Source organism: Vibrio misgurnus (assembly GCF_029635775.1).
In the GTDB taxonomy this organism is placed as follows: domain Bacteria; phylum Pseudomonadota; class Gammaproteobacteria; order Enterobacterales; family Vibrionaceae; genus Vibrio; species Vibrio chanodichtyis.
Window position 1 is genome coordinate 1,773,568 of record NZ_CP113241.1, and the last position, 12,634, is coordinate 1,786,201.

11 protein-coding genes are annotated in these 12,634 nt (G+C 38.8%); 1 reads left to right on the plus strand and 10 read right to left on the minus strand.

What is annotated here, in order from left to right:
* Positions 1 to 44: 44 nt before the first annotated feature.
* A complete protein-coding gene (vpsL, locus tag OOK74_RS08145) occupies positions 45 to 1,442 on the minus strand; it encodes an exopolysaccharide biosynthesis glycosyltransferase VpsL (protein ID WP_274721205.1) in 1,398 nt (465 codons plus the stop codon).
* 561 nt (positions 1,443 to 2,003) lie between these two features.
* Between vpsL and OOK74_RS08150 the strand changes: the two genes are divergently transcribed.
* A complete protein-coding gene (locus tag OOK74_RS08150; protein WP_278182567.1) occupies positions 2,004 to 3,161 on the plus strand; it encodes a pectate lyase family protein in 1,158 nt (385 codons plus the stop codon).
* A gap of 70 nt (positions 3,162 to 3,231) precedes the next feature.
* Here the strand turns inward: OOK74_RS08150 and OOK74_RS08155 are convergent, their stop codons facing one another.
* From OOK74_RS08155 to OOK74_RS08195, 9 genes are all read right to left on the minus strand, one after another.
* Positions 3,232 to 4,014, minus strand: coding sequence for an RbmA family biofilm matrix protein (locus tag OOK74_RS08155; RefSeq protein WP_274721203.1), 783 nt, complete (start codon positions 4,012 to 4,014; stop codon positions 3,232 to 3,234).
* Between the two features lie 294 nt (positions 4,015 to 4,308).
* Entirely contained in the window at positions 4,309 to 5,046 is a 738-nt protein-coding gene (gene vpsK, locus OOK74_RS08160) for an exopolysaccharide biosynthesis glycosyltransferase VpsK (RefSeq protein WP_488356473.1), read from the minus strand.
* Between the two features lie 4 nt (positions 5,047 to 5,050).
* Positions 5,051 to 6,223: an aspartate-semialdehyde dehydrogenase gene (locus OOK74_RS08165; protein ID WP_278182568.1), complete on the minus strand. Its 1,173-nt coding sequence runs from the start codon at positions 6,221 to 6,223 to the stop codon at positions 5,051 to 5,053.
* The gene (vpsI, locus tag OOK74_RS08170) at positions 6,220 to 7,296 is read right to left on the minus strand and encodes an exopolysaccharide biosynthesis glycosyltransferase VpsI (RefSeq protein ID WP_278182569.1); all 1,077 of its coding nucleotides are present in this window, start codon (positions 7,294 to 7,296) and stop codon (positions 6,220 to 6,222) included. The genes OOK74_RS08165 and vpsI overlap by 4 nt, the downstream gene beginning before the upstream one ends.
* Positions 7,297 to 7,471: 175 nt before the next feature.
* A complete protein-coding gene (locus OOK74_RS08175) occupies positions 7,472 to 8,599 on the minus strand; it encodes a sugar-transfer associated ATP-grasp domain-containing protein (RefSeq protein WP_278182570.1) in 1,128 nt (375 codons plus the stop codon).
* Positions 8,600 to 8,675: 76 nt separating this feature from the next.
* Entirely contained in the window at positions 8,676 to 9,728 is a 1,053-nt protein-coding gene (locus OOK74_RS08180) for a glycosyltransferase family 4 protein (protein WP_278182571.1), read from the minus strand.
* A 1-nt stretch (position 9,729) separates the two neighbouring features.
* Complete coding sequence (locus OOK74_RS08185; protein ID WP_278182572.1) at positions 9,730 to 10,869, minus strand: sugar-transfer associated ATP-grasp domain-containing protein; 1,140 nt, start codon at positions 10,867 to 10,869, stop codon at positions 9,730 to 9,732.
* Positions 10,870 to 10,877: 8 nt separating this feature from the next.
* The gene (vpsH, locus tag OOK74_RS08190) at positions 10,878 to 12,200 is read right to left on the minus strand and encodes an exopolysaccharide biosynthesis protein VpsH (RefSeq protein ID WP_278182574.1); all 1,323 of its coding nucleotides are present in this window, start codon (positions 12,198 to 12,200) and stop codon (positions 10,878 to 10,880) included.
* Positions 12,200 to 12,631 carry a serine O-acetyltransferase gene (locus tag OOK74_RS08195; RefSeq protein ID WP_278182575.1) on the minus strand — a complete coding sequence of 144 codons (432 nt, stop codon included), beginning with the start codon at positions 12,629 to 12,631 and terminating at the stop codon, positions 12,200 to 12,202. The genes vpsH and OOK74_RS08195 overlap by 1 nt, the downstream gene beginning before the upstream one ends.
* Positions 12,632 to 12,634: the final 3 nt, after the last annotated feature.

Genomic DNA, 12,634 nt, shown 5'->3' on the forward strand with positions numbered 1-12,634 from the left:
ATTCACCTGTCGTACATGAGCCATTCAAGTAAGTGAACACTAACTTAATAGACATTTTTGCCCACAAAGCCTTTAAAAATAGTCAGAAAAACAATTTTGAGATCGAACCACAGCGACCAACGGTGAATATAATCGAGATCAAAGCGAACTCGTTGCTCCATCTTGTCTAAGGTATCCGTCTCACCACGCCAACCATTGATCTGTGCCCATCCGGTAATGCCCGGTTTGACTTTATGGCGTAGCATGTAGCGGTTAACAATGGTGCGGTATTGCTCATTATGTGCCACAGCATGTGGTCTTGGCCCGACAATCGACATACTGCCTTGCAGCACATTAAAAAATTGCGGTAATTCATCTAATGAAGTACGGCGAATAAATGCTCCAAATCGAGTAACACGTGGATCGCCTTTGGTGGCTTGCAATACTTGGCTGCCATTATCCATCACTCGCATACTGCGAAATTTCCAAACTTGAATTGGCTTACCATCCAGACCATAACGATTTTGTTTAAAGATGATCGGCCCAGGCGAGCTGAGTTTGACGCCAAGCGCCACCACTAATAACACAGGGCTAATCAACAGCAAGATCAAGCTGCTCAGCACCAAGTCTTCAAAGCGTTTAACCCAGTTCAATAGTCCATTAAATGGGCTATCAAAAATACTAAAGGCATTAACATCGCCAATCGTGTACCAACGTGAGTGCAATAAATTGAATGTAAAGAAATCAGGCACGATGTAGGTGTTGACTGTACTATCAGAGAACGCTTCTAGAATTTGGCTAATCCGATGCTGAGCCTGCATCGGCAACGCAATGTACACATTTTGCACCTGACCGGTTTTAGCTAGACTTAACGCATCATTAATACTGCCTAATACTGGTGCTCCATCTTCAAGGCGCGCAGGTTCACGATCATCATAAAAACCTTGCATCACAATCCCTAATTCAGGGTTATGAATGAGATTCGCCGCTAGCTCTTTGCCCTGAACTGTCATACCAATAATGACTGAGTTTCTAGTGTGTAAGCCTTTTTTATGCATGTAATAAACAGTGGCAAATGCCAATATACGCCAGCCAATCAATACAATAAAAGTACCAATAAACCAATTACCAATCACTAGACGGGAAAAGTCGATACTCACTTTTAAGAAATAACCCAGCAAGGTGAGACAAGCAATTGTTGCAGCCCAACAGAATGCGGTATGTAATGATAAAGATCGCAACTTTGCCGTACGCCAATCACTGTAAATATCTAAACTTTCAGCAATATATGAATAAAAAAGCCCACCCAACAATGCCAATGAAATATAAGCCATGGTAACTACATGCTGATTAACCTTTACTGCAAGATACATAACCAACAAAATAAAGAAAATATCGATCAGTCGATAAAAGAACTTCCCTTGATAATGAGTAATCCGAATTCTACCTTTTTCCTTCATCACACCCTCTCCTTATCGAATCATGTTATCCAACCTGCCACATCAAATGTAGAAAATAGAAAAACAAACACCATCAATAAATAATCTTAACGTATGAGACATGTGGGATACAGGCTACATCTTTATTGATAGAAAAACATGCGTCATTTGTAAGACACAATGTATATCACCAACTAAGCAACACAGTAAAAATCATTAATATCAAATTAATCAAAAAGCACAAAATAAATAAAAACAAAACAAAAACAAATAGATAGAAAACAAAAACCATTAAATGACAAGCCAATCTTAGTATAAAAATCAAAACTAAGGTTTATGCTGAAAATAAACTTTAGTTTTAAATCAAAATATAATAAACAAATAAAAACAACCATATTGAAAAGTGCTTAGATGATAGAGACAATATCCTTCACATGAGTTATTTTTGAGAAACAAGGAAATTAATCACAATTAGGAAAAGTTTTGGTTGAAGCGTAAGCTAATATCAACCCTACCTACTGCCAATCCATCATGGCTGTGAACACAATATGAACACAAATGGCTAACTAATCAGAGGATCACACGGTGCATTATCAATTAAGCTCTCTCGCGCTATTATTAAGCTTTTCCAGCTTAGCTAGTGCTAATCCTTTTGATGTAACCGATTTTGGTGCAATCGCCAATGATGGGCTTGATGATTCATCGGCCTTTCAAGATGCCCTAGATCAGTTAAGCAATGGCGATATATTGACCATTCCATCAGGCGAATATCAAATTTGCAGAACGCTGCACCTGAAACAAAAAAATGACATCACTATCCGTGGTGTAGATGGTAGCCATTTAAAAAAATGCACTCCATTTGTTGGGGAATATTTACTGCATATTGCTTATACCCAAAACCTCACACTGCAATCGATTCATTTCGAAGGAATTAATAATGGTAATCAACAACCGATATGGGGAGAGCAAGGCATTTATTTAGGCAGTACTAAAGGTAGCCGGATCATACACAACCAATTTAACCAGTTTGGTGATGCCGGATTACGCATCACCACTGCCAGTAATGACCATTCCAATCAACCAGGCTCCACTTCCATCATCGTCAGAGGTAATAAGTTTAAAGATTGTGCGCAAGTCACAACCACCCAAGCAACCACAGGAACCGAAAAAGCAGGCACACAAAATATCCTGATTGATAATAATCAATTTATTGGTTGTAAGTTAAAGCTTTCTGCTCGCGCAGAAACTCGTGGAGCAAAAGTCACCAACAACACATTTACAGATATTAATGGAACTGCTAATGAAGTGAGCTACTATTCTGATGTCAGCTATATCAATAATAAATTTTATAATATCCTTGGATTTGCAATAAACATTTATCCAAATCCAAGAACAACAAAAGAAATTCAATGGGGTAACATCTCGATCATAGGTAATACTTTTGACACCATTCAGCAAGGAATAAGATTACAAAGCTTTGGTAAAAAAAACACCGCAAAGCAACCGATAAAAAAGATTAAAATAGAACAGAATACCTTTAATAATATCCATTTTGAAAAAGGAAAAAACAGAATAGAAGATCAATATAAGTCCATCATTAGAACAACAACTCAAGATAGTGTTTTATCTTTCGACCATGTTCAAATCAAAAACAACCAATATAACCTAACACCATCTAGCCAGTTTCTATCCATAGACAACAAAACCACCAATATAACTGTAGAGTATAACTCAGAAAAATGAATAAGCAGATAAAACAACTGAGGCATATCTTATATATGCCTCAGTTTCAGTAAGATCGCAGATCGGAAGATTAGTCCTTAATGACTAATAGTAGTGATTCTGTTTTTGCACCAGACTCTAAATCTACCATTTCAGTCTTAATAACATAATACCCTGCAGGATAACCTTCTTCGAACCAAAAACCTCTTACTTTAGAATAATCAGCACCGGAAGCGATGGTCCACTTTTCTCGAGCATGAACAGGAATAACCAACCCATGAGGACCAATGGCGCTCATCCAGAATTCCACTTTAGCTTGAGTATCGCGTCCATTTTCAACATTAATTGAAAATGGCACATAACCACCAGTACTCGCTACATTTTTAATATCTAGCTGATTGGTCACTTCAAGTGTGACACCATCAATTGTGGGCAAGCTATTAAAGTCAACCCCTTTGGCAAAATCTTCATCACTATTAAAGATATCACCGTCTTGGGTAACAACCTGTAAAGAGACTGTATATTTACCATCTCTCATATATTCAGGAACCCAAATACCACGAGTAACATTTAAGTTGTTTCCTTCACGTAGACCTTGCTCTGACTCGATAGGTGAGGTATCGGCACCAACGACCGCTTTAGCCGGAAAATAAAGACCATCAGGACCAGTCACTGAAAGCCAATATTTAAATTTTACGCTACCACAATTTTCATTAGCAATGGACAACTTAGTGGATATGTAGCCACCTTCGCTAGGCAGTTGATTTTGATTTAATGTTACTTCAGGAGTAATACTACAAGTTTCATCGGCAAAAGATGCTGATGAAAATAACAATGCAAAACATGCAGCTAGATAAGTTCGACGGATTTTCATATTGTTTACCTTTCCTTGTAAAAGTAAATGGTTAGGCCTGTACCCAGCATATTATGCTGCAATGAATGATCAACATAGTGCAACATCTTAATATGCATCAATGTGTCATTTTGGTATCAAGCTAGAGTAAATATTAAAGGTAAATCATAATAAAAACACGCCAGTTTGATAAAAGCATTTGTGCTTATCGAAAATAAGACAAACTTACACCAATAGACTTCATAACTGATTACTCAAATTTCATCCAAAATAATTACAAACAAAAAAACATAAATAAACAAAAGAACTATTCACTTATTTTGAATCGCTGAACTTCTCAACAAGTAGCATCCAAATATATTGACTATTCGTCAATAAATAACGTTTCCACATTCTTCTAGGCTCTTGTAATACCCGATAAAACCATTCCAAGCCGAATTGTTGCATCCACAAAGGTGCACGGGATACATGTCCAGCCACCACATCAAACGTACCGCCAACGCCCATAACAAACGAGACGCCTAACTGATCTTTCCAACGGTTAATGAAGTTTTCTTTTTTCGGAGAGGTAATCGCGACAAACAGCAACTGAGCGCCTGATTGACGAATTTTCTCCACGATTGCTTGTTCATCATCCCAAAAATAGCCATGGTGGTATCCGGCGATGGTCAACTGAGGGTGCTTAGTCTGCATGACCGCAGCGGTTTTGGCTACAATGTCCGGTTGAGCGCCCAAATAAAAGACCGCAAGCTGTTCATTCTCTGCCATCGCATTGAGTTCTAAGAATAAATCAACACCAGCGACTCGTTCAGGTACCGCGTGACCGAGAAAACGAGCCCCCCAGACCACGCCCATACCATCAATATTGATCAGATCACACTCGGTGACTGATTGAGCCAATTGCGGATCTTTACGCATGTTGACTAATTTCGCCACATTGACTACGACATGCTGGGTAAACTCGTGGCGCAGAATACGTTCACGGATCAGCGCAACGGTTTCACTCATTGAAGCGACATCCATTGGGCTACCAAGAAAAGTTATGCGTTTCAATTTGCTACTCCTTGTTGCTGTGGGTTAAAGACAGGCGTAATGCCAAATACATCCATGCTTGAGTCCAACGCGTGTAGTGAATACGATTCAATGAATGTCGGTTACGCTGATAAACAAACTGACCTCGATCAGGTAGATACAATGTGGCTACCGCACGCTGGATAATGCGCTCAACCAAAACAATATCACTCTCATCATCACCGATGGTCAACAACGTGATAATCGCTTGTGCGACCGAATGCGGGTCGAGTGGATAAGGGTTGTTATGGTAATACTTAGCGGTACCATCTTCCGCCAACAGGTGTTGTCGATAAAACGCTAACCCCTGGGCAATCACGGCATCAAATTCTCTGGTCACTAATACACTACTCAAAAGATGCAACGCTTCGAGGTTATAGCCGGTATGAAAGCCATCAATAAATTGATGGTGATGACGCGTGCCATAAGCCCAGCTACCATCGCTAGCCTGAGCTTGCGCACTGTTACGTGCAATACGTAACGCAAGCTGGCGGTATTCCGCTCGCCCGGTTTCACTACCGACTACGGCTAGCCACGCAGCTGCCCATAAACTGGCATTGTGTACAAATGCGCTTTCTCCGGGGATATAGGCAAAAAATTCACCGCACTCATTTTGCGTCAATAAATGTTGAGTAATAAACTCACCACTGCTGAGCGCTAGTGCAACCCAGTCGCTACGACCAGTAATACTTCCTAACCGATGTAAGGCGCGGCAAACATAAACGGTGGTGATCACATTGGGCTTGCCTTTAGGCACAAAAAACGCGCGCGCTTTCCAGTCAAAATGATATCCCCAACAGGCACCATGCCAGGTATTTTGATCACAACGTTGGCTAATCAGCCATTCGGCAAGTCGCTCGGCCTCCGTTAATAACGCAGGATCTGAGGTCACTTGGTAGTGTTCAATCAAGCCAAGGATAAATAGAGCCACCCCTTTAGGATTACGTGCTTTAGGCACGCCAAACCATGGGCGAAGATTAAACGGCGAGCGCTTGAATAGCTGGATCCAAGCCAATCCAAAGAGCGAATCTTTACCTACCGGTAACCAACCAAACCAGCTTGAGTTCAGGCCATCAAATGGATCATAGCCGGCAAACTGTTCCGCTCGAGCTTGGTCAAGTAAAACTTGGCTAATGTGACTAATCGTGGATGATTTCATGATGTTAAAAGCTCATCGTAAAGAGTTTGTAGCTGCGGGATAACCGCCTGCAACGAGAAATTTTCGCTAAACTTTTGCTTACCTTCGGCTGCAACACGTTGATTTTCTATTCTGTTCTCAATCAGATCACCCAGTGCCAGAGCCAGTCCTGCCACATCGCCAGCATTCACTAAGCGGCCTTGGTCACCATCGGTAATGGCATCGGGGATCCCGCCCGCTCGGCTGGCAACAACCGCAATCCCTGCTGACATCGCTTCGATCACTCCCATCGGAAAACCTTCGTTATAACTCGGTAAACAATAAATATCGGTTTTACTCAGTAAATTGAGCTTATCTTGACCGGAGATCCAGCCGAGACAATGCACCGCGTTGGCTACCCCTAACTGCTCAGCGAGCGTTTGATAAGTGTTAAGATCGCCATCACCGGCTAAAAAAAGCTGTGCGTTCGGACAACGCTGTTTTACTAGGGCAAACGCTTGGATCAAATCACCAACACCTTTACGCGCACCTAAACGACCAAGAAAAGCAATGCTACCGGGCTCGGCTAGTTGGCGATCTAAATCCAAACTGGGGACAGCGTTATACAGAACAGAAACCCCTTGGAAACGGCCGAAAGTTTGTTGTACCCAGCTCAACCACTGAGTTGATAGCACCAAAACATGATCGGCTAGCGCAAAAGTTTTTTTAATATTCTTTTTTAGAACTACATTACACTCATCTCGATAGAAATCACGAAACTCCGCACCGTGTAAATGCAAAATCACTTTACCACCTAAGCGCTTAGCCAAACGTACGATAATCGCTTTACGCCAATAACTGCCACGGGAAGACATATGGATATGCACGACCCCAACTCGGTAAACAATAAAACAGTAAAGCAATTGGCAGAGAGCAAACATAAAACGCAATAGCATGCGCCACTTGTTTGCTTGATCTAGGCTCGAATGGGAGGCAATCAACTTGATTTGATTGGCCTCTAAAAAACTGCATTCGGCATAAGTTGATACCACAGTCGCCACCCCACCTTGCCCCTTATGGTCGGTGGACACCATTAGATTGATCGCTTTTCTCACGACACATCCTTGATAGTAAAAATGCAACGAAAAACTCGTCTACCATGAAGCAAGTTTTGCGTAATTTCCATGCAAAATTCTCTTTAAAAAGATCAATGAGATTACTTTCTAGCAAACAAGTAATCACTGTTTATTTTGTATTACTAATACTAAGCCATATATTCCAATAAGCATTTTATAGTACAAAGTTTTTACAATACTTAGTGGTATCAGCATAATTGATTAACTCATTATAAAAAGCCTTATTTTTACCAAATGCTTGCGTACAAGTTTGTTGCGCTAGAATATCATAATCACGATTAACCTCTAGCAAGATAGGGCCATTTTCAGTTAAAGCCACATCCCATCCTAGAGATCTTAACTTAGGTAACTCAAGAGCTGCTTTTTTTACTAAATCAACAATGTCATTCCAATAAGGAATAGTTAATCCAAAAAAATCAATGTGTGTATCAGGATGTGATAAATAGACATTCCTAGAATAATCCACACCACATTCACTCAACTCTCCATTTATAATATTTATATTCACACCAATTCCACCCAGCTTTCCAGACCAGTTATCAACATTACGACCATTCCTACCAATTCTTAAGTATGCAGAGTTTATGATTATCTCTCCATTTTTTGTTAGCAATGTATCAATTCTGACTGTGTTGACAGAATGAGGATGAAGTTTCATGTTAAACGGATGCTGTTTTATCTTTTCTTCAATTAAATAAACACACTTTGAATTCATGAAAATTTTATCAATCAATTCCATTGAATTATATAGAACACCTGAAATTTCAAATTTTTTATTCTCACCACAAGTAACATTAACTACATAGACGCCGGCCCCCTGCTGAGAGTCAATAGCTGGCTTAATAACTATTGCATCCGAAGATATCGAATCTAAAACAGTCAAGGCATTTTCACCATCAATTCCTGTCGCTTGCTTCGTGAGGTGATTATACGAAATTACATTAATAAACTTCGCCGTAGGTATATTAGCTCCAGACATGCACTTATGAAATAAAAATTTGTCATCAGCAAAAGCTGCATATCTAATATCATTTAAAAATTCACGTCTAAAGTCAGAAAAAATAAGCCCTGTCATGTATAGTTTTATTTCATCTATTGTTATGTTTTTTTTATAACCTCCATATTTAAAGTAGTTATGCGGCCAATATTTAATTTCTAAAGATAAAAATAAAATTTCTTTAACTTGCTGAAAAAATGGCTTCCTATTTTTATCTTTCAACATCTGAACTACAAAATCATTATAAAGATAGCTTATTCTACCCTTGTTAATAACATTGAACATATCGCCCATCCTTTTAGAAAAACACCAACAAAACATTAGTATAATTAATATTTATATCAATTTAAAATAACACATATTATTCATTATGCCTTCCTATTAACTTATAATAAAAACAAGCTAAATCTTTAGCTACAACATCCTCAGAGAAGCACTCATTAAACTTAAGTTTAGCTGCCTTACCTAGTTTTATACGCTTATCTATGTTAGAGGCAAGATCATTCAAGGCTAAGGAAATTTGTTCTATATCACCTGGTTGTACTAATAAACCATGAATATTATGCGTTACAGCATCTCCAACAGCCCCAACAGATGTTGTTATAACAGGTAAGCCGACCGACATGGCTTCAAGAATACTCATAGGTAAACCTTCGGCATAACTCGGCAGTACAACAACGTCTGTTCTAGTTAGCAAATCAAGTTTTTGTTCATGATTAACCCACCCTAAAAACTCAACTTTATCTAAAATACCAAGATTGGAGCATAGTTCAGATAGCTGTTTAACATCTCCATTGCCAGCTATTAACAGATGTGCATTTTTTATATCTTGTAATGCAAATGCATATATTAAATCTTTTATACCTTTTCGCTTGCTAAGTTCACCGATAAAAGTAAAATTACATCTTTCATTATGTCTTTTAATTAAATTTATCTCAGAAACAGGATTATATAAAATATTCCATTTTCTTCCTGTCAATTCTTGCAGAGTATTCATCCAAAAAAAACCTAGGCAAAGTCTAATATCATAAAGACTGAAAACATAATTTAGATAATTTCTTTTTATTATATTTGCTTTTTTATAATAGACATCAAAATTAGCAGCATGATTCTGATAAATCACTGGAATTCTAAAAAACTTCAACCATAGGGTATAATAACTTTTTCTAATCACACTTCCACCATGAATATGAGCAAGATCAAAGTTATTAAATAGCAAAACAAAAGGAAATAAAAACATTAAATATAATGTGCTTATTAATTTTATAATGTTAGAGCCAGGATTATTTGTGCATCTATAGTGCATGTCAAATCTTGAATTCAAATATTTGTTATGCATAAATGTATTAACCACAGTCGCAATCCCACCTTGACCATTATAGCTAACACTAATTACTAAAACCTTTGGCTTCATATTATTTACCCTTAAAATCATAAATATTAGATAAAAACCTTGGTTCACCACCAATAAATAAATCTCTAATACCACCAATACCAGCTTGTAAACCATCAATACCAAAAAGAGTATTGACTTCTATAATAGAAATTCCATCTTGTGTTATAGCAATATCCCAACCGGCAAGATTCAACTGTGTAATTTTTTTTGCTGAAGATAATATCTCTTGCTTTACATAATCCCAATTAGGCAATTGCAATGCTGAAAAATCAAATCCTGAATCAGGATGGTACTCAACTCTCTGATTACCAAAACTAAATGTAGCAAAAGGATTTAAACATTTGCCGGTATTTGTATCTATGCCAATTAAGAGCCCGCCAGCACAACAGTTATCAATTTCATTACCCGCAACGCCCATTCTCAAGATCGCAGCAATAAACTCTACTCTTCCATCATCATGTCTAACTGTAATAGCTCTTAATGTATTAACACTATTTGAATAAATACTATTCAAATAGTAATGCTGTTCAATTTCAGATTCAATTATGTAATCACCTTTCAAATCAATTAAGTAATTATAATTTACTATCTGACCATTATCATAAAAATCTATACCACTCCTTTTGGCAATAATAATCCCCTTGCCGCCTCTACCCATAACTGGCTTTATGAATAATTTATTACAACTTAATAAGCTTAAGATTTCGTCTACATCTTTACTTTGTAAGAATTCATTTTTAAAGTTTGTCAATCTAGAATTGTTTTTTATTAAAATTACCGCTGAACTTTTTAAACCAACCTCTCTAAACAAGGCGTTCATGGCTATTTTGTTTTCAATAAACTTCATGACATTTTTAACATTATCATACTGAGGAAAAATAAGTTTGTAGAAGTAATAGCTAGGAATGTACTTCTTCATATCATCCAAAGTCAAACCACAATCCAAAGAATAAAAATCATATGTGTAATATTGAGTTGGTATGTAACCCCAATATAATCTCAATTGATTTAACTCATTCTTTATAACTGCACTTGGTTTTTTATTTTGAGCTCTCTTAAACCGCGTGAAATTAGCTTTCACACGTTCATTAGTTAAACGATGATAACAGAACCTAACATGATCTAACATTTGATGTTTAATGTAATTTAAAATATCCATATTCTCTTCTATAAATAACATATTGCTTGGCGAATTTTACCGTTGGCACTGCGCTCAAGCTCGGTAACCATATCAACCGTAACCTTAATTGAACTACCTAACCGTGTTTGAGTATTACTGATTAATTTCTGTTGCTGTTCCAGATTAAATTGCTCAGCTTCAGCAACAACTTTCACCACAATATGTTGCCGTTCATGTTGTACAAATTGGCAAGCAATAACCCCTGCGACCCCTTTGGGAATATGATTAAGGATATGCACTTTTTGTCCATCTTCCCCCAACAGATAGTCGCCAATTCGTCCATCAATATGTTGAATAACAGGAAATACGCGGCCACAAGGGCAACTATCATGTTTATCTAAATAAACATGATCACCGGTTTTATAACGGATCAATGGAAAATAGTGGTTGTTAAAATTAGTCCCCACCAGTTCATAGCGACCTTCTCCCGCCGGCAGTAATTCAACATACGAATAATCAGATAACAGGTGATAGCGCCCGTGCTCACACTGGCCAATCGCCGCAACTCGCTCAAATTGCCCGTACCAATCAAACACTTTGCAGCCAAAACGTGTTTCAATAATTTGTCTATCTTCTGCTGATAAGGATTCTGAAGAGGTGATGATCGACTTGAGCTTGGCTGGGTAGTAACTTTGTTTCGCCTCTAAATAGCGAGCTAAAGCTGCAATCGAAGACGGGTAAGCTTGAATTATCTCTACCCCAAAATCGACCATGGCTTGCAGATAACTCGGAATAGTTTGTGCAGTGAGATGGAATGATGACAGAACGATCATCTGTTCAAACCACGAATAGCGCCAAAATGGGCCTTGCTTTTGGCTCAATGGCACCACCATATCTCCACGTAGCCAAGCACGTTTATCACCTTTACAATACCCAGCCCAAGCCATTTGTCTTTCAACAAAAGCTTGTTCACGGATCACCGACTGCATATCTTGCAAGATGGTCAACGGTGTACCTGTGGTACCACTGGTCGCCCCATGCACTACCACTGAAGGTTTGTTATGTGAGATGAACTGTGCGTGATCACGGCGTAATACCGTTTTATCCAGATAAGGGAACGCCTCAAGATTGGCGACATCTAAATCCTGATAAAACGGCACATGGTTACGTGCATTCACCAAGGTTTTTTGCAGCTGCTTTCGCTGATAATCCGTTAAATGAGTCGGTGAAAACTCGTTAGCTTGTAGCTCTTGCAACACTGCGCGCATCTCACCGTTTTCTCTAACCATTTTGCGTGCAATCGCCCGCACAGAAAGCATGACATTTTGCAGCCAGATTGGTGCTTGGGTATAAAATGAACTGGTAAACATTAGTAAAAGTCCTTTGGATTAATACCGGTTTTAATCACTTTGGCGGGAATCCCGACCACGACGCTGTACGCAGGCACATCAGTCAGTACCACTGCATTCGCACCAATCACAGCGCCATCACCGACGCGAATATCACCGAGTATTTTGGCACCTGTCGCAATGTAGACATGGTCACCAATCACGGGAACACCGCAAGAGTGAGAACGACCACCAATGGTGACATTACTACCAATCACACACTGGCTACCGATCACGCAGCGACGATGGATCACTACCGCAATACCGCCATAACCAAACACGGTACCCCGGCCAATCTTGGATTGGCTATAAATTGCACAACTGTGTATCAAACGAATCAAAACGTTGCACAACTGCGGCAAAAGGGGGATCTTATGCTGATGGGCAATATGCCCGACTCTATATAGCAACATGAT